The sequence below is a fragment of the Cupriavidus sp. 86D6 genome, from assembly GCF_057815095.1.
The window spans coordinates 1-22027 of sequence record NZ_JBYPSB010000010.1; the positions used below are offsets into that span (position 1 = coordinate 1).

General features: G+C 60.5%; 20 protein-coding genes and 2 pseudogenes. 7 read left to right on the forward strand and 15 right to left on the reverse strand.

Annotated features, from left to right (window positions below; genetic code table 11):
* Nucleotides 1-153: 153 nt before the first annotated feature.
* A pseudogene (tnpC, locus tag AC3G88_RS20330) lies at nt 154-863 on the reverse strand (IS66 family transposase); the annotation flags it as partial.
* A 544-nt stretch (nt 864-1407) separates the two neighbouring features.
* On the opposite strand from tnpC, the gene AC3G88_RS20335 reads away from it, so the two are divergent.
* Nucleotides 1408-2652 carry an alkaline phosphatase family protein gene (locus AC3G88_RS20335; protein ID WP_488773861.1) on the forward strand — a complete coding sequence of 415 codons (1245 nt, stop codon included), beginning with the start codon at nt 1408-1410 and terminating at the stop codon, nt 2650-2652.
* Between the two features lie 188 nt (nt 2653-2840).
* Nucleotides 2841-3047 (forward strand): hypothetical protein, encoded by a 207-nt coding sequence (locus AC3G88_RS20340; protein ID WP_488773860.1) that lies wholly within the window; start codon nt 2841-2843, stop codon nt 3045-3047.
* A gap of 538 nt (nt 3048-3585) precedes the next feature.
* Here the strand turns inward: AC3G88_RS20340 and AC3G88_RS20345 are convergent.
* Complete coding sequence (locus AC3G88_RS20345) at nt 3586-4518, reverse strand: LysR family transcriptional regulator (RefSeq protein ID WP_488773859.1); 933 nt, start codon at nt 4516-4518, stop codon at nt 3586-3588.
* Nucleotides 4519-4630: 112 nt separating this feature from the next.
* Between AC3G88_RS20345 and AC3G88_RS20350 the strand changes: the two genes are divergently transcribed.
* The 3 genes and pseudogenes from AC3G88_RS20350 to AC3G88_RS20360 form a co-directional block, all read left to right on the forward strand.
* Entirely contained in the window at nt 4631-5797 is a 1167-nt protein-coding gene (locus tag AC3G88_RS20350; protein WP_488773858.1) for a mandelate racemase/muconate lactonizing enzyme family protein, read from the forward strand.
* 33 nt (nt 5798-5830) lie between these two features.
* On the forward strand, nt 5831-6823 hold the full coding sequence (locus AC3G88_RS20355) for a tripartite tricarboxylate transporter substrate-binding protein (RefSeq protein WP_488773857.1): 993 nt from the start codon (nt 5831-5833) through the stop codon (nt 6821-6823).
* A gap of 157 nt (nt 6824-6980) precedes the next feature.
* Nucleotides 6981-7970 (forward strand): annotated as a pseudogene (locus tag AC3G88_RS20360) (cation:dicarboxylate symporter family transporter); the annotation flags it as partial.
* Nucleotides 7971-8062: 92 nt separating this feature from the next.
* On the opposite strand, the gene AC3G88_RS20365 reads toward AC3G88_RS20360, so the two are convergent.
* The 9 genes from AC3G88_RS20365 to AC3G88_RS20405 form a co-directional block, all read right to left on the reverse strand.
* The gene (locus AC3G88_RS20365; protein ID WP_488773856.1) at nt 8063-8440 is read right to left on the reverse strand and encodes a response regulator; all 378 of its coding nucleotides are present in this window, start codon (nt 8438-8440) and stop codon (nt 8063-8065) included.
* A gap of 68 nt (nt 8441-8508) precedes the next feature.
* Nucleotides 8509-8970, reverse strand: a complete 462-nt coding sequence (locus AC3G88_RS20370) for a nuclear transport factor 2 family protein (RefSeq protein ID WP_488893808.1) — start codon at nt 8968-8970, stop codon at nt 8509-8511.
* The gene (locus tag AC3G88_RS20375) at nt 8967-9755 is read right to left on the reverse strand and encodes an SDR family NAD(P)-dependent oxidoreductase (protein WP_488773854.1); all 789 of its coding nucleotides are present in this window, start codon (nt 9753-9755) and stop codon (nt 8967-8969) included. Before AC3G88_RS20375 ends, AC3G88_RS20370 begins: the two co-directional genes overlap by 4 nt.
* Nucleotides 9756-9765: 10 nt before the next feature.
* Nucleotides 9766-10302 carry a DUF3833 domain-containing protein gene (locus AC3G88_RS20380; protein ID WP_488773853.1) on the reverse strand — a complete coding sequence of 179 codons (537 nt, stop codon included), beginning with the start codon at nt 10300-10302 and terminating at the stop codon, nt 9766-9768.
* Nucleotides 10299-11597 (reverse strand): MFS transporter, encoded by a 1299-nt coding sequence (locus AC3G88_RS20385; protein WP_488773852.1) that lies wholly within the window; start codon nt 11595-11597, stop codon nt 10299-10301. Before AC3G88_RS20385 ends, AC3G88_RS20380 begins: the two co-directional genes overlap by 4 nt.
* Nucleotides 11594-12133: a chalcone isomerase family protein gene (locus AC3G88_RS20390; protein ID WP_488773851.1), complete on the reverse strand. Its 540-nt coding sequence runs from the start codon at nt 12131-12133 to the stop codon at nt 11594-11596. Before AC3G88_RS20390 ends, AC3G88_RS20385 begins: the two co-directional genes overlap by 4 nt.
* A 1-nt stretch (nt 12134) precedes the next feature.
* Nucleotides 12135-13292, reverse strand: coding sequence for a class I SAM-dependent methyltransferase (locus tag AC3G88_RS20395; protein ID WP_488773850.1), 1158 nt, complete (start codon nt 13290-13292; stop codon nt 12135-12137).
* A 115-nt stretch (nt 13293-13407) separates the two neighbouring features.
* Nucleotides 13408-14166 carry a DUF1365 domain-containing protein gene (locus AC3G88_RS20400; RefSeq protein WP_488773849.1) on the reverse strand — a complete coding sequence of 253 codons (759 nt, stop codon included), beginning with the start codon at nt 14164-14166 and terminating at the stop codon, nt 13408-13410.
* On the reverse strand, nt 14163-15455 hold the full coding sequence (locus AC3G88_RS20405; RefSeq protein ID WP_488773848.1) for an NAD(P)/FAD-dependent oxidoreductase: 1293 nt from the start codon (nt 15453-15455) through the stop codon (nt 14163-14165). The genes AC3G88_RS20400 and AC3G88_RS20405 overlap by 4 nt, the downstream gene beginning before the upstream one ends.
* Nucleotides 15456-15565: 110 nt before the next feature.
* Between AC3G88_RS20405 and AC3G88_RS20410 the strand changes: the two genes are divergently transcribed.
* Nucleotides 15566-16180: a TetR/AcrR family transcriptional regulator gene (locus AC3G88_RS20410; RefSeq protein ID WP_488773847.1), complete on the forward strand. Its 615-nt coding sequence runs from the start codon at nt 15566-15568 to the stop codon at nt 16178-16180.
* Between the two features lie 182 nt (nt 16181-16362).
* Here the strand turns inward: AC3G88_RS20410 and AC3G88_RS20415 are convergent, their stop codons facing one another.
* The 4 genes from AC3G88_RS20415 to AC3G88_RS20430 all read right to left on the reverse strand — a co-directional run bounded on the left by AC3G88_RS20415 (nt 16363) and on the right by AC3G88_RS20430 (nt 20902).
* A complete protein-coding gene (locus AC3G88_RS20415) occupies nt 16363-17139 on the reverse strand; it encodes a J domain-containing protein (protein WP_488893809.1) in 777 nt (258 codons plus the stop codon).
* 794 nt (nt 17140-17933) lie between these two features.
* Nucleotides 17934-18377 (reverse strand): cupin domain-containing protein, encoded by a 444-nt coding sequence (locus tag AC3G88_RS20420; protein WP_488773846.1) that lies wholly within the window; start codon nt 18375-18377, stop codon nt 17934-17936.
* 410 nt (nt 18378-18787) lie between these two features.
* On the reverse strand, nt 18788-19888 hold the full coding sequence (locus AC3G88_RS20425; RefSeq protein WP_488773845.1) for a branched-chain amino acid aminotransferase: 1101 nt from the start codon (nt 19886-19888) through the stop codon (nt 18788-18790).
* A gap of 90 nt (nt 19889-19978) precedes the next feature.
* Entirely contained in the window at nt 19979-20902 is a 924-nt protein-coding gene (locus AC3G88_RS20430; protein WP_488893810.1) for a LysR family transcriptional regulator, read from the reverse strand.
* A 174-nt stretch (nt 20903-21076) separates the two neighbouring features.
* On the opposite strand from AC3G88_RS20430, the gene catA reads away from it, so the two are divergent.
* The gene (gene catA, locus AC3G88_RS20435; RefSeq protein ID WP_488773843.1) at nt 21077-22012 is read left to right on the forward strand and encodes a catechol 1,2-dioxygenase; all 936 of its coding nucleotides are present in this window, start codon (nt 21077-21079) and stop codon (nt 22010-22012) included.
* Nucleotides 22013-22027: the final 15 nt, after the last annotated feature.

Here is a 22027-nt window from a genome sequence, read left to right on the forward strand (position 1 = left end):
TAAATGTAGTTCGGAAGAGGGACGCAGCCAAGCTCCGGAACGGTAGTGTTTACCCTTGCTCACCGTCCAGCCGGCGCCTTCACGCGAAGGCGTCGGCGACTCTGCAGCGGACCTAGCATCTCTCTTGCGAGTTGGTACGTACGTTCAGCGCGGTCACAGAACCCTTGGCTCTGGGGACGCCAGGTCAGCCGCAACGGCCCAAGGCAGGAATTCGTCGTTCCGGTTGATCGGATGATCGACAATGCGCAGCACTTGACGCAGGTATGCCTCTGGGTCGAGGTCATTGATCTTGGCGCAGCCGATGAGGGGGTACATCGCGGCAGCCCGTTCGCCACCGCTATCAGCGTCAGCGATATACAGTTTTTTCGGCCCAAAGCGACAGCGCGAAGCGCGCGCTCTGCACTGTTGTAGTCGATCTCCAGGCACCCATCGTCCGCATAGCGTGTAAACGCCTCCCAACGCTTGAGCGTATAAAGGATGGCCACCGTAGTATCGGACTTGCGCGAGAGCTGGGCCGCCGTCTCTTCCAGGCAGGTCTTGAGCGTTTTTAGTCGCCGTACAGTCTCGCGTTGCCGGATCTCCCGGCGCAGGTCCGGTGGTTGCCTGCATCTCGCGTTCGATGTCATAGAGTTCGCCGATGCGCGTCAGCGCCTGTACGGTCTCAGCATTGGGCCTCACCGTATGCAGCTCGTAGAATTTGCGTCTGGCGTGAGCCCAGCAAGCGCCCTCTTGCACTCGCCCCATGTCATAGGCAGCGTGAAGCTAGCATAGACATCGGCTTGCAAGGTGCCGGCGAAGGACCTGAGATGGTGTATTGGATGTTCGCCCTTGCGATCGGGCGAATAGGCAAGCCATACCGCCGGTGACGCGCCATGGTCGATGACCGTAGCGCGCGCCACAATGATCGACGGGGAAGGGGTACCCATTTCCCTGGCAGAACTTCGCCGCGCCGCTTCCGGCAGAACGGAAAGCTGGCATCTCGACTTCTCCAGCATTGCAGCCCTCCCAAAAGCGGGTTAGCGCACCAAGCGCAAGAAACCGACAATTCTGCGAGAAGCCGTGCGAGGCCGAAGGCAGAATCGAGATCCCCGACACCGGTGCTCATAGACCTGCCCTTTGGCAGGTGGCCATGATTCCCTTCACCGTACGCGTTGGCGACTTCGCGCGAAACGGGGCGCTGGCTTGCCTCCTGTGTTATCCAGCGCACGCAGGGCGCAGGCCAAGCTTCGGTAAGCTAAAAATACCACCGTATGTTTGGATAACAGACTGCAAGTGCCACGCGGCCCGCGATCGTGTCCGCCCCTGCGGACCGTCGCATGCTCTTGTCATGCAGGCGTTGGGGCATTATCAGCGCCTGCCGACCATGTCGTAATATGAGCTCTGAGGCCGCCGATCGGAAGGCGAGAGATGACGAAAAAGCTAGTTGACCTCAAAATTTACTTCGTCAGCGTGCTAGCAACGGGTTTGATGGGCGTAGGATTGATCTTCCTGGGGGCGGGCACTAAAGAAGGCAGCGCCGATCCAGCGCCCCGGCCTTCAAGCGCGGTGATACCGTCGGGGGCGCTGCGTATACGTCACGTTTTCATTGTGGTGCTGGAAAACAAGGACTATAAGGAGACCTTCGATTCGAGCTCGCAGGCGCCATATCTGCAGAAGACCTTACCGGCAATGGGAGCCAAGCTAACGGAATACTATGGTACGGCTCATGCCAGTCTGGGTAACTACATCGCGATGATCAGCGGCCAGCCAGCGACGGCAGATACGCAGGAGGACTGCCCGGTCTTCAAGGACTTTGTTCAGACGGGGACTTCCTCAGATGGCTTTCCCGTGGGCAATGGCTGCGTTTATCCGCCCATTGTCAAAACCTTGCCCGATCAATTGAAGGCCAGGAACCTGACGTGGAAGGGATATATGGAGGACATGGGAAGCGATCCGGCGCGTGAGAGCACGACCTGCGGGCACCCGGTGATCGGCACCGCCGACCTTACCAACATGGCAGTTGCGCCGAGCGCAAAGGTACCGAGCGGCGATCAATATGCGACTCGCCACAATCCTTTTGTGTACTTCCACTCCATCATCGATTCGCCTGACTGCAATACGAATGTGGTGGCGCTAAACGAACTCGAAGCTGATTTAGCATACATAGAGACTACACCCAATTTTGTCTTCATCACGCCGAATCTGTGTTCGGACGGTCATGACGGCGACGGCACCGGGATGCCTGGCAGGGGCTGTGTGGACGGCAAGCCCGGCGGCCTAACCTCGGCCGACGAATTCCTCAAGACCTGGGTGCCTAAGATAATTGCGTCATCCGCTTACCGGCAGGACGGATTGCTGATTATCACCTTTGATGAGGGCGAGGCGTTCAAAGGAGATGCATGCTGTGGCCAGCAGATGGGCCCCAACGCGAAACGCCCGTCCTCACTGCGGAGCGTCCTCGCGCATACACTGATGCAACAAAGCTACGGCGGCGACCGGACCGGGGCGGTACTGATCTCCCCCTTCATTAAACCGGGCACGGTGAGCGACACTCCTTATAACCACTACGCCCTGCTCAAGAGTATCGAGAATATTTTTCAGGTAAACGAATACCTTGGCTATGCCAGCCAGCTCGGCCTCGTTGCTTTCGGTTCTGATATTTTCGCAGACTGACGCATAGCTCGAAGCTTCGGCCCGCGATATTGAGTCCAGTCAGAATTGTTCCGTAGCCTTGGCCGATGGCTGGGCGTAAGAACAGTTCGCTCCCCACTCGGGCGGCGAAGGGTAGTTTATGAAAATGCGCTGCGCGCAATTTTTCTCAGTTCATTCCCAGTCCATACGATGGATCTGTGTCGTTTCGCGTGACGGCGATCGTCTTCTTCGTGCGCGTACTGGCTCGTCGTGTTGATGGAATCGTGCCCGAGATTGTCGCGCACGGTTCGCAAATCCTTCTAGCTGTCCAGCATGTGCGAGGCAGCGGTATGTCGCAGCCAGTGAGCGGACGCTTCGCGAATATGGGCGGCATGCTCGACGTATTCCTCGCCCTTGTCTTCGGTCCAGTCGGCTGAGCGCTCGAAAACGTCCTTTATTGCGTTGTGAACGGTTTTGCGATTGACGCCTTCGCAGGGAGGACAATATGCCGCGACCAATGGCTTGAGACGTGGGACAACGAGCACCGACCTGGCGCGCGTGAAGCTTGTCCACTCCAGCAGGCGACCCCAGCGTGACCTAGCAACGACGCAAACAACCGCAAGAGCAGTCTTTCGAAAATGCGGCCGCAATGGCGCTTCATGACCGCATTCGGTCTTCGGCCCACGTTCCGCAGGCCGGCTCAGTCCAGTCGGCGGCTCGCGACCCGTCTGAGACATCCGACCGTCGAAACACCAGCGGCTGCTTCCGCCGACGAAACCGCCATTCGGACGGTTACTCCAGCCCTCCACCAGCGGCGATTCGTGGCCGGTCTCCGCCCTCGGCCCACCCGAACAGCTCTTGCGGAGCCCAGGGGCCAACTGACAACCCTTCTGCGACGGTCGCTCGCTACTAGCCATTGGCCGTTTTCGCGGTCTAAACGGACTTCGTTAAGTGCATGGCGTGCGGGTCGGGATGTCAGCTTGTACGGTCTGTCGCTGACTTTCTCTTGACGCCTGTCGCCTTGAGCCTTTCCGTAAGGAAATCGATGAACGCCCGAGCTCGCGCTGTCTGGTTTCGCCGCTGAGAGTAGTACACGAACAAATCGGCGGAAGGCAGCTTGTACTCTGGCAGCAGAATTCTAAGACGACCGCTTTCTACATACTTGGCCAGATCCCACTCAGAGCGGATCAAGATGCCGTGGCCATCGAGAGCCCATCCCAGGACGATGTCTCCATCATTGCTGGATAGAGCGCCGTCCACCTTTATGGTTTCCTGATGGTCATCGTGCTCAAAGCGCCAGACGCCGTAGGCACTGTCGTTCTGCCGATGGATGATGCAGCGATGGTGTGTGAGATCGGCAAGCGTTTTGGGGGTGCCGAACCGATCCAAGTAGCCCGGAGACGCGCAGACAAACCTCCGGTTTGACATGATTCGGCGGGCAGACAGTCGGCGGTCAGGGAGGGAGCCGAATCTGATGGCCAGATCAATCCCGCTTTCAACAAGATCGACCGGTCGATCAGTCACCTCCAGTTGGACTTCGACATGCGCGTAGCGTTTTGCAAACTCGGACACGAGAGGCGCGATCGTCGTGCGACCGAAGCCGAGCGTCGCATTTACGCGCAGAAGCCCCCTCGGCTCTGACCCACTGCTGGACACAACGTTCTGCATCTCCTGAAGGTCAGCCAGAATTCTCGTCGCGTACGACAAATAGGTCTCGCCCTCCGTCGTGAGGCTGATACTTCGCGTCGTCCTATTGACTAGGCGCACACCCAAGCGGCTCTCCATTTGCGCAAGGCGCTTGGTCGCTGCCGGCGGCGTCAAGTCGAGTTCGCGCGCGGCGCCAGAGAGCGTGCCCAGCTTGGCGATAAGGACGAAGAACTCAAGTTCCGAAGCGAGATCAGTTTTCACTTTGACTTAATAATGTTGTGACTCTGATTCAATTTTAGAACAGTCTCCCGCACCTATGCTACGCACTACCACGCCGCTGGACGTGCGTGTTTAGTGAATTTGGAGACACACTGTGAGAATCGTAGAAATCCGCGAGAAGACCTTTCCCATCAGCTCGCCCATCCGCAACGCCTACATCGACTTCAGCAAGATGACCCTCAGCCTGGTTGCCGTGATCACCGACGTGATCCGCGACGGGAAGCCGGTGGTGGGTTATGGATTCAACTCCAACGGTCGATATGGACAGGGCACCCTGATGCGCGAACGGTTCATTCCCCGCATCATGGAAGCAGATCCGGAATCGCTCGTCGACAGCACCGGAAACAACCTGGACCCGCACAAGGTGTGGGACACCATGTTCAAGAATGAAAAGCCCGGCGGCCACGGCGAGCGGTCTGTCGCCATCGGCACGATCGACATGGCGATTTGGGATGCCGTGGCCAAGATCGAGGGCAAGCCGCTGTTCCAACTGCTGGCTGATCGATACGGCAATGGCCAGGCGGACCGCAAGGTGTTCGTCTACGCGGCGGGCGGCTATTACTACCCGGGCCAGGACCACGGCAAGCTGAAGGACGAGATGCGCAGCTACATCGACCGCGGCTATACGGTCGTCAAGAAGAAGATTGGCGGCGCCTCGCTCGACGAGGACCTGCGTCGTATCGATTCCGTCCTGAGCGTGTTGCAGGACGGGCAAAAGCTTGCAGTCGACGCCAACGGCCGATTTGATCTCGATACCGCGATCCAGTATGCGAAGGCGCTCTCTCAATACGACCTGTTCTGGTACGAAGAGCCGGGCGACCCGCTGGACTTCGAGCTGCAGGCCACACTGCGCAACTACTACGACAAGCCTATGGCGACCGGCGAGGACCTGTTCTCGATGCAGGATGCTCGCAACCTCATCCGCTATGGCGGCATGCGTCCTGACCGCGACTGGCTCCAGTTCGACTGCGCTCTGAGCTACGGCCTGGTGGAGTACCTCCGCACGCTGGACATGCTCAAGGAGCACGGTTGGTCGGCGCGCCGTTGCATCCCGCACGGCGGCCATCAGATGTCGCTCAACATTGCGGCCGGCCTTGGCCTGGGTGGCAACGAAAGCTATCCCGATCTCTTCCAGCCGTTCGGTGGCTTCCCCGATGGCGTCAAGGTCGAGAAAGGCTATCTCACGATGCCAGATCTGCCGGGTATTGGCTTCGAAGGCAAATCCGATCTGTACAGCGTGATGCAGCAACTGTCGGCATAACCGGCAGACAATAAGACATAAACGGAGACAACCATGTGGATCAGACAAGCGGCCGCACGGGCCGCAACCCTTTGCCTAGTCAGTGGCTTGATGCTTGGAGCGGGTTACGCCTGCGCCGAATATCCAGAGAAGCCGGTTACCTTGGTTGTCCCGTTCGTGGCTGGTGGCCCGAGCGACAAAATTGCGCGCGACGTTGCCGAGGCGTTGCGCAAGACGCTTGGGACCACTGTGGTCGTCGAGAACACGGCGGGGGCGGGTGGCACCATTGGCACAGCCCGTGTGGCTCGCGCCGCGCCTGATGGCTATACGCTGCTTGTCCACCACATTGGTTTGGCTACCGCACCCGCACTCTACAAAAAGCTCGGATACAAGACCTCGGATCTTGCCTTTGTTGGCCTCATCAACGAGGCGCCTTCGACGCTCATCGGAAAGACAACGCTGACGCCGAACAACTTCGCGGATCTCCGGAAGTTCATCAGCGCCAGTGGCGCGAAGCTAAACCTGGCGAATGCGGGCGTGGGTTCGGCCTCACATCTTTGTAGCCTGCTGCTGCAAAGCATGCTCAAGAGCGACATGACGTTCGTCCCATACAAGGGAACCGCACCAGCAATGTCGGACATCATGGGCGGGCAGGTGGATCTGATGTGCGAGCAGGCGACCAACAGCACGCCGCAAATCGAAGCCAAGAAGGTGAAGGCATACGGAGTCACCAGCGCTCACCGCTCCGCAGTGCCCGCGCTGGCAGGCATTCCCACGCTTAGTGAGGCGGGGCTCCCCGGCTTTAACTTCACGGTCTGGCATGGTATCTACGCACCTCAAGCGACGCCGCCGGCTGTGCTCGAGAAGATCAACAAGGCGCTTCGCGCAGCGCTGAAGGACCCCGGCCTGATCAAGCGCGAGGAGGCGCTCGGCATCACGGTCATCGCCGATGATCGACGTTCGCCAGCAGGGCACAAGAAGTTCTTCGATGACGAGGTCGTCCGCTGGACGAAGGTCATCAAGGACGCAGGAATCCAGCCCGAGTGATGTAGCGACTTCGCTACTGTGGCGCCGAGCCTGCGCCAACTCTGGTTACTAATCTCAACAATCGCCAAGCGGCTGCAGCCATGCGGCCGCTGCAGGGCCACGTGCGTCCGAAGTCTGGCGATTGCATTTTCGAATCGCACAAGCAGGAGACAACGCAGTGCGGCCATCCACCCTCAAAAAACATCTCTCCAAGCTCTACGTCCAGGTCTTGATCGGCATCGTGGCCGGCATTCTGCTCGGTCATTTCGCACCGGGCATTGGGGAGCAACTGAAGCCGCTCGGAGACCTCTTCATCAAGCTCATCCGCATGTTGCTGGCTCCCATCATATTCGCGTCAGTGGTGGTTGGTATTGCGCGCATGAACGATATTCATGAAGCCGGGCGTGTCGGGGTAAAGGCCGTCATCTATTTCGAAATTGCGTCTACCGTAGCGCTGGCGATTGGCCTAATCGTGGTCAACGTGTTCAAGCCTGGTCACGGTATGAACATTGATCCCGCGCACCTCGATGGCGGCGCCATCAAGGCATACACGAGCGCGGCCGAACATCACTCGTTGCTCGATTTCCTGATGAGCATTGTGCCCAACACTGTCGTTGGTGCCTTCGCCAATGGAGAGATGTTACCCATTATCTTCTTCTCGATGCTGCTGGCAATCGCCCTGGCTCGACTCGGCCCGAAAGCGGCTCCCTTCGTTGACATGCTAGACATGTTCCTCCACGCGATGTTCGGTGTGGTCAGGATCGTCATGCATGTGGCGCCGATCGGTGCCTTCGGCGGCATGGCCTTTACGGTTGCAAAGTACGGCATCGGGACCTTGGCCTCTTACGGCGAACTGATGCTATGCCTGTACCTGACTTCCACCGCTTTCATCGTGCTGGCCTTGGGCACCGTGATGCGGGTATGCGGATTGTCACTCTGGAAGTTCCTTCGCTATATCAAGGACGAGATTTTCGTGACGCTAGGCACGGCATCGACCGAGGCAGTCCTTCCTCAGATGCTGGTTAAGCTGGAGAAGCTCGGATGTTCCCGGCCAGTGGTGGGCATGGTCCTGCCTACGGGATACACATTCAACGCAGACGGCACCGCGATTTATCTCACGATGGCGACGATTTTTGTGGCTCCCTGCGTGGAGAACCATGTTGGCATTGGGAGACGGGGCAAACTCCGTGATGGGTTTGGCTGACTGCGTGTTTTCAGATTGGCTGCCCAAGCATCAGCCATTGTCGAGTCATGAATGCCTTATATTCGACGACTGGTTTGGCTTTTCAGTAGTCGCGACACCGCGCCGATAATGTCTGAGGGAAGACAAGGCTTTGCAAAGACGGCGTCAAACAGGTGTGGATAACGGCGGCCGAACTCTGCCTGAGCAGCAGTCAATAGCACGACGGGAATATGGGCGGTGGTGGCGTGGGCTCGCAGCTCCTGCGCAAGTTCAAGCCCCGTCATAAGAGGCATCATAAAGTCCGTGATGATCAAGTCCGGATGAGTCTCTACCACCAAACGCAGACCTGATTCGCCATCGGCGGCGGTTCGCACTGAAAACCCCTCCGCCGAAAGCATGAAGGCCATCACATCGGCATTCATTGGCTCGTCGTCGATGACAACAATGGTGACCATGGTTCGGAAATTCGCCAGACGTCTGAGCGGGGCATGCCGGTACGACAGAGCCCACTCGGACGCATCTGTCATGCAGCTGTTGCTGAAAAGCGTTTGCACAGCCACGCTGCGGGAGCGCCGATGAGCGGCAACTGACGCCACAGTGTGGCAGCGTCCCAGAAGTCTTGATGGCGTGCTACAAGACCGTCGTCATCAAAGGAAAGCTGGGTGCAGCCAGGTACGTCGAAGGGATGCCGTCGCACTTTCCCCGTGAACCTCCAGGCAACAAACGCTTCACGCCCGCTGGTCGCGCGTGCCTGGATCGAAAAACGCGGCGTCTCGACACTCTCGAACATATGCTCAAAGACCGCCCGGATCGAGGCGACTCCGCAGACGTCGTTAAACGGGTCGCAGAAGCGCGCATGCGGCGCGTAATAGTGTTCCAGATGCGCGAGCGAGGCGGGCGATAGCCCCTCGTACCACGTCAATAACTGGGAGAGGGCATGGGGCGTCGGGGTATCTTGATGGGGCATGTCGGACGAAGCGTTCATGATGCACGGGTTAGTCGCTGCAGCAGGCCCAGGCTAAACCGGTAGGGCAGCAGACTGACGAGGCGAACCAGGCGCGTGAACCGTTGCGGGAATGCGATTTCGAATCGGCCTCGTTCCAACCCCTCGACAATCGCTTCGGCTGCGGCTTCTGGCGTCATGAGCGCCGGCATGCGGAAGGCGTTGCGTGCGGTCAGGCGCGATTTGACGAAGCCCGGGTTGATCAGATACACGCCGAGGCCGTGGGCACGGAGTTCCGCGTACAGGAGCTCTGCCAGGTTGATCAGGGCCGCCTTGGACGGTCCATATAGCGTGGCGTTGGGTAAGCCGACGTAGCCTGCGACGCTTGCCACGATGGCGATACCGCCCGAGCGCCGCAAACGCATCGCAGGCAGAACGGCGCTCAGCCCGTAATACACGCCGCAAACATTGGTTTCTATCGTGTCGTGCGCTTCTGGCGCATTCAATTCCCAAGGGCTTAGGGGGCGGTAATCCGCCGCGCAGAAGACCACCAGGTCGAGCCCTTGCCATGCTTCACAAAGCGCGTCGTGGGTCGCTTTCCAATCTTGAGGCTGGCGCACATCCATGGTCAGCACGACGCCATTGGGATGGCCTTCGACCACCGCCAGCAGTGCGCCGGCGCGACGCGCCGACACTGCGACCCATGCCCCTTTCGAAAGCAAATCCCTGGCGAGTGCCGCCCCGATCCCGCTCGAGGCGCCGACCAGCCAGACGCGCTTGCCATGCCAGTCGCGCAAGCGGGGGTTAAGGTGCCAACCGAGGATCATGTTCGTGCTCCTACGGCGCCGGGCGACGAAAAACGAGCGTTACCTGTCCGACTTCGAAGCCAAATTTGGTGACACGGGCGCGATTGATCATCGTTTGCGGGTCGATAAGGACCATCATGTCGTCGAACTGGACGTCGTAGACCTTCCCTTCGACCGGAAGGTGCAAGGTATAGCGCCACCGGAGGACATTGCCAGCAGATTCTCCTCTCGCCGTGCCAACGATATCCGGGGCTTCGCCACGCCAGTCGCCGTCGGGCCCACGTTGGAGCGTCCAGGTACGTTCCTGTGTTGTGCCATCGCTGTAGCGAAACGCCTCGTGCAGGACGAATTGATCCTGAGACATGCGACCGTCGAGGGCCACATGGAATCGTTTGACGATTTCGCCACTGCGTTTCTGGAACATTCCCCAGGCTTCGGTCTTGCCTGCAAAGAACTGGGTCACGTCCAAAACTGGCTGCTCCTGTGCATACAGGCTGACATCTGGCGTCGTGCAGGCCGTGCCGAGAATCGTAGCGGCGCCTAAGATCATCGCGACGAGCGGCTTCATTGGTGTTCCTTCGTGACGGTTGCGGTGGGCGAACTCCAGCGCAGTGCCATAAGGGCTCCGAACTTGAGCAGGCAGGGAAGGCCAGCGTAGGCAAGGGCGAGCGCCATGCCCGGCGCGCCGAGAGCGGGGGTGCCCGGCTGGTAGCCTAGCCAGGCTAGCCCTGGGAGCATCAGGGCCGCCAGGGCCAGGCATAGCTTGCCGGTCAGGGTCCAGATGCCGAAGTACGCGCCCGACCCCTCGCGATCAGGTATGCACTGGGCCAGCAGGACGGCCGGCAATGCAAGATCCGCCCCGAGTGCGAATCCCGATCCGGCGCAGGCCACGAGGAACGGTACGAGGTCTCCCGGCCCTAGCGTCGCGGTCCACACGAACGCCATGATCGCGAGGCTCATTGCGATGCCCCAGGCACGCTGGGGACCGACGCGCCGGGAAATCCGGACCCATAGCGGCAGCCCGATGGCCGCAGCCAGGAAATACAGACCAAGACTGGGAGCGACCCACTGCATGGCGCCCAGCCGGTCTTCGATAAAGAAAACTGCCAGTGAGGCCGGTATGGCGACAGATAGCCCGTTCAAGAAGTAGGGCACCAGGATCTTGCGGAACGAGCCGTTGCCGCGCACGGCACTCCATACACTCAGAATGGAGCGGTCTGCTCGCCAGCGCCCGGCGTTAAGTCGCGGCAGGCGTGTTGCCTGCCAGGGCGGTGCAAAGCGGAGCGCCCACAGTGCTCCAATTAGCAGAACGGAGAAAAGCACAATGAACGGGGACATGGCGTCCCCCTGCGCCGACGCTTCGCCTGCCAGTAGCCATGAGGGGCCCGCGCTGGCGATGAGGACGCCCACGAGGCCAGCGCCTTCGCGCCAGGCCGCCGCCCGAGTCAATACATCGCTATCGTCCCCTAGCTTGGCACCCCACGCGAGGTACGCAATGTTCATGAAGCTGTGGGCAGCGTATACCGCAACAACGGCGGCGGCAAACCAGACGGCCAGTGCCGTGCCTGCTGCTAGCGGCTTCCACAAGGCCGCAAACGCAGCGGCAAGACACACAGCACTGATCCACAAGGCCGCAGGAAGCCGGCCAGTGCGCGCCAGAGTATCTGCCCAGCGCCCGAAAAACGGGTCTTGTGCGGTATCGACAAGCCGGGCCAGAAACAAGATCAGGCCAGCCGTGGACAAAGGCATGCCAAGGCGAGAGGTGTAGTAGGCCGGGGCCTGCACGTATACGGGCAGCGCCACCATGGCGAGCGGGAGGCCCAGGGCACCGTAGGCGATGAGCTGCGTCGAGCGTATCGTCATCGGGCCAACCCAAGGAGCTTCTGGCGTAGTGCTGGATCCCGAGTCGAGGGCCCAAGCCAGATGGAGAAGAATGCACGGGCAAGCACCGGATCGGCGATTTGGCCGGTCTCGCGGTCATTGGCGAAGAAGCGCGCGCCCAGCTTTGGCGTGTACACGCCAGTCAAGCGATCCCCCGCACGCACGTTGACCAACACACGTGAAAGCGCCTGTCGCCACTGTTCAACGGTGGATTCGGACAACGCATTTCCGTAGATGCGCTGCATTTCTTCAATGCTGGTGTCCACCAGGCGTTGTGCACCGATGTCTCGCGCGTAGATGAGGCGCAACGCGAACGGCTCGTCGAGCACGCCCGCCGGGTCCCCGGGGATGGGAGGCTGGTCTCTCCAAAGCTGCGCTTCATAGATGCGCATCCCCAGCCACCGGTATTCACCTTGCCCGACCATATGCGCTTGCGGCAGGACGTCGCGCCAGGAGTCGGCCGCAATACCCGGGAGAGTTGCCAGCGCAAGCGTCCAGGCTGCCAGGTGCGGTCCCATGCTAGTCGCCGCGCGTGAGAAGGAACTGCATGACGTCGATGCGACCCGCATCGAATCCTGCCTCGCAGTAGCACAGATATAGCCGCCACATGCGTACGAATGCGTCGTCGAAGCCAAGCGTCAGGATTGCTCCGGTCTGGGCCTCGAAACGTTCACGCCATCGCCGAAGCGTTTCGGCATAGTCCTTGCCGAAGGCCAATACCTGACGGCTTGAAAACCCGGCTCGGCTGGCGGCTTGTGCAAATCTCTCCGGACTTGGCAGCATTCCGCCCGGAAAGATGTACTCGCGGATAAAGTCGCTGCCATACCGATACGCATCGAAGCGTGCATCGTCGATGGTGATCGATTGCACGACGGCCTGACCGCCCGGGCGAAGCCTGCGGCAGACCTGATCGAAGAAAACGGGCCAATAGGCCTGCCCCACCGCTTCAAACATCTCTATGGATACGACGGCGTCGTACTGGCCTTGCAGGTCGCGATAATCGCGCAATTCCGGCCTGACACGGTCGGTCATGCCCGCCTGCTCAATGCGGATCTGTGCCTGCGCCAATTGGGCGGCGGAAATCGTGACGCCGTGCACGTTCACGCCGCGTCTGGCCGCGTGCATGGCAAAGCCGCCCCAACCACACCCAATCTCAAGGACGTGCATCCCCGGCTGCAGCCCCAGCGTGTCGAAGATATGCGCGTACTTGGCTTCCTGTGCCTCTGCCAGGCGCCGTTCGTTGTGGCCGTCGAAGTACGCGGCGGAATAGCTCCACGTCTCGTCGAGCCACAGGGCATAGAAAGCATTGCCCAGATCGTAGTGCGCGTGGATATTGCGTCGGCTGCCGCGCCGTGTGTTCCTGCGGAAGAGCTGTCGCAGTTGATACCAGCGGCGGCCCAGCCATGCACCGTCAATGGCGCCTGACAAGACCGATTCGTTCTCAAGGGCCAGGCGAAGCACGGCGACCAGATCGGGGGTATCGATCCAGCCGGCACGATAGGCCTCGGCAAAACCGATGTCGCCGGCGCGCAGGATGGCCTCGCAGGCGCGCCAGTCTTGCAACGTCAGCCGAGCCCCCGGCGCTTCATGCGGATCGCCGTAAATCGCCTCCTCCCCGTCCGGCCGTAAGAGCACCAGATGGCCCACGGCCACGCGCTCGAGCGCGGCCAGGAACATCCGGGCAAATACGGACGTTCGTGACGGCAGCAGGGCTGGGATACAAGGTTGTAGCAGTGCACGTTGGTCAGGAAGGCGGGTCATATGAGCGGATATTGCCGGACAGGAGTGGGTGTTAGCCGACGGGAGGTACCGAAGGCGGGTGCTTGCCATGAAAGGGAACGGACATCCGCCACAATCGAAACGCCTGCCAGTGGATCCGCACGATGACGGCGATTGCCGCCCAGGGCTGCGTTGCCAAGGCCATCAGCATGCGCGGCAGGGTGAGCGGGAACTTGCGACCGCCTATCGAGGTGCGAAGCAACAGGCCACCGTCGTCGAAATAGTCAATGCCGGTATAGGCAGTGCTTTCCGTCTCGCGCACTTGAAACGCGTAGTGGCCCTGCATGGTGTTAAAGGGCGACACATGCAGAAGCTTGCGGGTCGCGAGCACTGTGCGCGCATGGATGGCACCGAGGTCCGGTGCCGTAACAAGATAAGCGTGATGATCGCCGAACGTGTTGTTCACTTCAGCGACAAGCGCCCGCAGTGCGCCAGCCTTGTCGTGGCAATACCAGAAGCTCACGGGATTGAAGGCATACCCGAAGATGCGGGGGGTGGTCTGCAACCAGATCGGTCCGTTATCGGGCAGCCCCAGGGCTGCCAGACGTGGGCGAATCCAATCGCTCAGGCTTGTGCCATCGCGCGGACCGTAGTCGCGCGTATGCAGGCTGAAAAGTCTCTGACGGTCCACCCCGAACCACCAGCGTTGGAAGGCTGGCAGCTGATCGATATCGACGCGCAGGCAAAAGACGGGGTAAACGAAGCGGTTCCGCGCCGGGCGCAGGCGGTCGTGCATGACGCGGCAGCGCAAGAGCAATGCAGGGGGCTTCATAGTTTTGACCAGGTCGGCAAGGCGCCAAAATCGCGAGCCACTCTCAGCGCCGATTTCAGGCCGTCTTCGTGAAAGCCGTAGCCTGTCCAGGCGCCGGCGTACCACGTCCGTCGTTTGCCTTGCAACGCGGGTAGTTGCCGCTGCGCTGCAATGGCAGCGAGGTCGAAGAGAGGATGCTCGTAGTGAAAGCGACGCAACTCCGTGCCGGGAGCCGGGTCCCGGTAGGCGTTGAGCGTCACCACGACGGGCGAGCGAAACGGCAGCGGTTGCAACTGGTTGAGAAGGTAGCTCACGCACACTGCACGCTCGGCATCGTCATGGCGGCGACCGAGGTAATTCCAGGCGGACCATACACGGGAGCGCCTGGGCAGCAGCGTTGCATCGGTGTGCAAGATAGCGACATTCGGGGCGTAGCGCACACTGCCAAGCACCGCTCGTTCATCTGGTGTCGCATCCGCCAGCATTCTGAGGGTATCCGGGGCGTGCGATGCGAGCACGATGGCATCGAACCGCGCAGAGCCTTCGTCGGTCATAACCGTCACGCCGGTTTCGTCCCGGCGTACCGCACGCACGGCAACGCCCAGCCGGATGTCGTCGAGATGCGCGGCGATGCGTCTGACATATTCGCGCGCGCCGCCAGCGACCGTGCGCCACTGCGGGCGGTTGCGAACTTGCAGAAGCGCGTGATTCAAGCAAAAGCGCAGGAAGGTGGCCGCCGGGAAGCGCAGGACGTCGGTTGTCGCGCACGACCAGATGGCGGAGGCCATGGGCAGCAGGTAATGGTGACGGAAGGGCTGTCCATATTGGCCGGCCGTCAACAGGTCACCCACTGAACAGCCGCTGCGCTCGGCGAACGTGAGATGGCGTTGGGCGGCACTGTTAAATCGCGCGATGTCGCGCAGCATGCCGAGAAAGGTTGGTGAAAAGGCGTTGCGTCGTTGGGCAAAGACGGTGCTCAAATTCGTGCCAGCCCATTCAAGACGTCCCTCATCGAGTGAGACCGCGAAAGACATATCGCTCGCATGAGACCGTACGCCAAGCGCCTCGAACATCCCTACCAGATTCGGGTAGGTGCGTTCGTTGAATACCAGGAAGCCGGTGTCTACCGGACAAAGGTGGCCATCAAGGGACACGTCCACTGTGTTGGAGTGACCGCCAAGATAGTTGCCCGCCTCGAAAAGCGTGACGGCGTGATCCCGTGCCAGCATCCAGGCGCTGGCCAAACCTGAGATCCCGGCGCCAACCACAGCAATTCGCCATCCCGTTTGAGTGACTGAAGAAGCGCTCACGAGCCACCTTCCTAGTTTTTTTGCAGTTATTGATGCGCCGTCTAACCGGGGTGCTACCATAGCCCTACTGTCTCGGAAAGAAGGTTACTGCATAGTAACGAAATTTACAAATGGGTATTCTGGGCAAGCTAAGCTTCAAGGACCAAACCTTCCGGTTGCGCGAGGACGCAATCCTGGATGCCACTACACGCATCCTGGCGGGGAAGGGGTTCGACCTGATGACGATGGACGACGTCGCGGGCGAGGTGGGAATTTCAAAGCCCATCCTCTACAAGCACTTCAAGTCAAAGGACGACCTTGTGGGGGCGGCAATGATTCGCTTGATCGACGGTGCGCTGGAATTTCTGGATGGATTGCCGAAAGAGCAAACTGCGGCGTTTCGCTTGCGTGCGCTCCTGGCGTGGGCGTTGCGAGTCCGCCTGGAGGGCGGATTGCCGTTCCTGCCTTCAACGAGCCCAAGCGTTCGCGATATGCTCACGCGCAATTTGCACTATGTGACGCGCGTGCTCAAGCTGAACGGCGTTCTGAAGGGGCTGGTGGGCGAAGCAAAGAAGGCAGGTGACTTGGACGCGGGGCTTCCCGATGACGTCATCCTTTTTTCCTATTACTCGCGTACGTGCGACCCGGCGGTCGACTACTTGCGCCTATATGGCAAGATGGACGACGAGCAAATCGTTTCCCATATGCTCGACGTGTGTTTTCATGGCATCGCCACGCGTCGATAATGCGGGTCGTCTCGCTTTCCACTGTGCCCTAAGCCGTTGCTTCTGCTTCGGCGCTTGACCGTCGTTCCAGTCGACGCCAGACGATTTGGGACGAGCGCCATTGGGCCAATCAAGAAAGCCGAACTAGGGTCGGCTCTTGTTCGAACAGCAGAGGCTCGTCAAATAATCTGCTGAGGGCATACCTATTTGTGGGGGAACCGGAAGCTCACAGCGATCTTGTACGCGCGATTTATTTCCGCCATTTTTTCTTCCGCGAGTTCTCTCAGTGCTGGCCCTAAATGCCCCACCCTGTCAGGATGGTAAAGAGACGCGAGCCTCCTATACGCTTGCTTTATTTCCTCTTCCGATGCGATCGGTGTGACGCCAAGCACCATCCAACACGACGAAGCCGGTGGGCTTCCACGTTTTAAACGGCGGCGTTTACTACGATGCCACACGCTAATCGCCGAAAATGCAAGGATGGACAGTCCGACGACGGCGTCGATAAGCCATGCAAAGGTTGGCGTGCCAAACATATGTGGATTGGAGGCCGCCTCAGATCCTCGTGGCGATGGTCCAGATGATAGTGAACCGTCTGCCCACCTATTTTGAGCAACCAAAACTCTCGCTGGATCGCTTGTATTTGCCGAGAAGCGTGGCGCGTCCATGATATCCCCCGAACTGCAAGTTTCCTGGCGTCGCATTGGCTCGGTCAGGGCCTGATCGCGTTGGTCCATGTCACTAACCTCTGCCACAGGCCGCAGATGTGTCCCCTTCTTGGCTTTTCGCGGACCTGGTCGTACGGCGGCCTGGCAAGGAAAATCACGAAACTCAGTTGAGCCATTTGGTTGGTGACAAGCATAGATATTGCCGGCAATGGCGGATTGACTCGACAAAGACACAGCAATCACAACTGACCATGACCCTGGCACGTGCTCCAGAGCCACGACGAGCAGAAGGTCTGTTATTCGCTTTAGCATGGCAGGCCGAATAGCAACACGTCACGTCGACTCGATGATTTGGCCATTGGCACGGATATGCCTCCTCGGGCCGCCTCGACTAACTAGTACGGAAAGATTCCGACCCGCAATTGCTCGTGATTTGTCCGGCAATACAACCGCGAATGTACGATAGCGAACGCTCGCAGCGGGTTGACCTACCCGACGGCGGCTTAGGGTCGGTCCGAGACCGGTCGCAGTTTCCTGAAGAGCGTTGCCCGAGGTTGGGAGAATCCTTCCGGACAAGGCAGGTTGCTTCTCCCGGTTCAGCGTGACACGAGGGAGCTTCCGCCCAACCGAGCAGGGAAAGTCTACGTCTGCAAAACCGCGACGCTTCGTGCGGTTCCGAACGCTCGTCGTGATGGGAAGCACCCTGTCAGTAGCGGGGCCAATAAGAGCGCGCTCAGAGACGCCAGTTTCGCGGAGCATCGCTGTGTCGATGGCTGGCCGCGTGGCGCTTGCGCCATGAGGTGCCGACGCTTGCAATGGAAAAGGCCTTGGGTGTCTCTGGCAGCGTCATTCTTTCCGAATCACGATGCGAATCTGAAACTGGCTCAGAGGATACTTGTGACCGGAAAATTGGTGTCCCGGATGCAACTGTGCTGCATCAGGCCAGCAACACCGCCGGATCACGTTTAATTTGTCGCACGCTCGACGCGTGACCAGATGGGAAATGGAGTTGCCCGAGACGGCCTTAGCCGCCGTGGCGGGGTGCAGCGATATTGCTCGAAAGTGTGCGCAGCGTAAAAGCGGGTGAGAAAAAGCGGGGCGGCGCATCACTCCACAATTGTCACACCGCATTCATTTGCAACACCTAGCAATGTCTGCAGGTCCACGGTGCCGGCGGGGACGGCTTCGTCGATTTGCGCAAACAGGCGTGACGCGTTGCCACCATGGCTCGTCACCGAGATCATTTCGCCGCCGCCTGGGCCGAACCGGAAGTAGTGGATGGTCTGGGCTGGCACATGGACAAATGTGCCAGGGCTCGCAGTCAGAACCTGTTTGCCGTATCCAATCTCTATCACCCCTTTGGTCACGTAAAACGATTCATCCCAATCGTGGCAATGAGGAGGGGGGCCGCTACCTTCCTGCCCTTGTTGCAGGAAGACTTCGTATCCCTGCGTGGCCGCACTGGACGCCAGGACCGTGATTTTTTCACCTACGACATTGAAGGCACGCGGATATGCCGCAGGAGTGACAGCAAACGGTTCCGGCTTCATGCTTGGCTCCCGTCAGGTTTCAATATCCCGGTCAGCGCGAGTCCGTGGGGGACATGTGCTGAGTGTAGGCGACGCATATTGCCAAGGACAGACGTGCCGCGCCTTGGGACGCCGATCGCGTGGCCCGCCCAGCGTCAAATCTGCGGACGACTGCGGTTATTCGGCTGTTCAAAGAACGACTCGTCATGGCCGTCCTCCGCCCCCCGGTCAGCGTGGTGTGCGGCTTGCCGGCATCGGAGGTGATGTCCGAGCCGGTTCCGGTTCCCGTATAGCCGCGCCCGGGCTTGCCGGCTTCCTACCTTAGCGGGGCTGCGGAGGGTGCGCTTCGGCCCTGTTTCGGGCCGACCGACTTACGACAAAATTTGTCAGAAGTTAATTTGCACGACTCAACCGTGCGCCGTGGCCGCCGGTCAGAACAGGCGGTCCAGCCAGCCGTGCGGGTCCGCCGCGCGGCCTTGCTGCAGGTCGACCAGTGCGCCCTTCAGGCGCGTCGTGATTTCGCCCGCCCCGCCGTCGCCAATGGTGAAGTTGTACGCGCGCCCCTTCACCTTGCCAATGGGCGTCACCACCGCCGCGGTGCCGCACGCAAACGCTTCGCGCAGGCGCCCGCTCTGTGCATCGGCCTGCCACTGGTCGATCGCGTACGGCTCTTCGCGCACGGTCAGGCCAAGGTCGCGTGCCAGGGTGATGAGCGAATCGCGTGTGATGCCGGGCAGGATCGTGCCGGTCAACGGTGGTGTCTGCAGGGTGCCGTCGTCGAAGACGAAAAAGACGTTCATGCCGCCCAGTTCCTCGATCCAGCGCCGCTCCACGGCGTCGAGGAAAACCACCTGGTCGCAGCCCTCGCGGGTGGCTTCCGCCTGCGCGAGAAGGCTCGCGGCATAGTTGCCGCCACACTTGGCCTCGCCGGTGCCACCGGGTGCGGCGCGCGTGTAGGTGTCCGACACCCACAAGGTGACCGCCGCCGAGGCGCCGCCCTTGAAGTACGCGCCCACCGGGCACGCGACCACGCAATACAGGTATTCGGCGGCAGGCTTGACGCCCAGCACCACTTCGGTGGCGATCATGAACGGGCGCAGGTACAGCGCCGAGCCTTGCCCGGAGGGAATCCACGCACGGTCCAGGCGGACCAGTTCCCGCACCGATTCCAGGAACAGCGCTTCGGGCAGCGCAGGCATCGCCAGGCGGCGGGCCGAGTTCTGGAAGCGGCGTGCGTTCGCATCGGGACGGAACAGCGCACCGCCGCCGTCCGGCAGCCGGTACGCCTTCAGCCCTTCAAAGATTTCCTGCGCGTAATGGAACACCAGGGTGGACGGATCGAACTGGATGGGGCCGTGCGGTCCGATCTTCGCGTCGTGCCAGCCCTTGCCCTCGGTGTAGCGGATGGTGGCCATGTGGTCGGTAAAGACGCGTCCAAACGCCGGGCTCTCCAGCAGGCGCTCGCGCTCGGCCGCCGGCAGGGGGCTCGCGCTCGGCGCAATCGACAGGTTGGATCCGACAGCGGTATTCATACAGTCTCCTAGGGATGCAGGGGGGGCGCCACGCGCCCAGACCCCGAATTTTGCGCCATGCGCGGTGTTTTGTGGTGAGTAACGACCATGTTACTGGCCCTTGTCCGTGGGCGGGACGTAGGCAATCCGCTCTTCCTCGTAAAGCCGATAAATCATTTCCAGCATTTCCTTGATGTCCCGCGATTCGTCCATGGCGCGCATGCTCATGATGATGGGCGACGTGAGCGTCGTGTCATCCAGCGCCATATAGCTCACGTCATCGCGCTTCAGCCCATAGACGCTGCTCGGCACGACCGAGATGCCTTCTCCGGCGGCCACGAGTCCCAATGCGATCTGCAACTCGCGCACCTCGTAGATGCGGCGCGGCGTGAGGGCGCGTTCCTGAAACGCCGATAGCACCTGGTCGGCATAGCTGGGTCTGGGCGCTTTGGGGAAGACGATCAGCGTTTCGTAGATCAGATCCCGAAGCGAAAGCACCGGTTTCGATACCGATAGCGAATGGCCGACCGGCAGCGCGACAATCATCTTCTCTTCGCGAAGCACGACGCGGCGGATGTTGGGGTCCTCATGCCGGATCCGGCCGAACCCGATATCGATCCGGCCGTCCTTTAGCGCGCGAAGCTGATCCATGGTCGACATCTCGTGCAGGCTCAGTTCGACCGACTTGTTCTCGTCCCGGAACCGCCGGATGATCTTCGGCAGCATGCCGTAAAGCGTGGAGCCCACAAAGCCGACCGAAAGGCTGCGCTCGATGCTTCCCACGCGCCGCGTCATCGATTCCAGCTCGTTCGTCTGGGCGATCAGATGCACCGCGTGGGAGTAGAAGAACTTGCCCGTCTCGGTGAGCTTGAGCGGCCGGGAGTTACGCTCGAACAACTGCACGCCCAAGGCTTCTTCGAGCTGCTGGATCTGGCGGCTGAGCGGCGGCTGCGCAATATGGAGCCGGCGTGCCGCGCGCGTGAAGTTCCGTTCATCGGCCACCGCTACGAAATAGCGAAGATGCCGTAGCTCCATACAATACCTCCAGGATATAGCCCGATACTAAAACGGTGTTGGACTCCCCCGTTTTGCGCCTCTATTCTGCTTTTACGCTCAGTTTCGCCGCCAGATTATACCTTTCGAGTAGCTTCGGATTGGCTTGAAACGAGGGTTAACCCCACCAGAAAACACAGAAAGTCAGGAGCAGACATGAGTCCCAAAGTATTCGACACCAAGGAAGTGCAGGACCTGCTGAAGGCCGCTGCCAATCTGGGAAGCGACGCGGGCAATGCGCGCACCAGGCAGATCACGCACCGTCTGCTGAGCGACCTTTTCAAGGCCATCGACGACCTGGACATGACGCCCGACGAGATCTGGGCCGGCGTGAACTACTTCAACAAGCTTGGCGAGGACGGCGAGGCGGCGCTCCTGGCAGCCGGCCTTGGTCTCGAAAAGTATCTCGACATCCGCATGGATGCAGCGGACCGCGCGGCCGACATCCATGGCGGCACGCCGCGCACCATCGAAGGCCCGCTGTATGTCGCCGGCGCCCCGGTGCGCGACGGCGTCTCGCGGATCGACATCAATGCCGATGAGGCGGCGGGGCCGCTCGTCATCCGGGGCACGGTATCCGGCCCGGACGGCAAGCCCGTGGCCAATGCCGTGGTGGAATGCTGGCACGCCAATTCCAAGGGCTTCTATTCGCACTTCGATCCGACCGGCGCCCAGGACGACTTCAACCTTCGCGGCGCAGTGAGGACGGGCGTTGACGGCAAGTACGAATTCCGCACGCTGATGCCTGTCGGCTACGGCTGTCCGCCGCAAGGCGCGACGCAGCAACTGCTTGATGCACTGGGCCGCCACGGCAACCGCCCGGCACACGTGCACTTCTTCGTGACCAGCGACAAGTCGCGCAAGCTGACGACGCAGATCAACATCGAAGGCGATCCGCTGATCTGGGACGATTTTGCGTATGCAACCCGTGAAGAGCTGGTGCCGCACGTCGTCGAAAAGACCGGCGGCATTGCACTGGGCCTCAAGGCCGACGCGTACAAGGAAATCGCGTTCGACATTGCCCTGACGCCGCTGGTGCAAGGCAAGGACAACCAGCTCGTCAACCGCCTGCGTGCCGCCGCTACGGCGTAACCCCGCGCTGCGGCC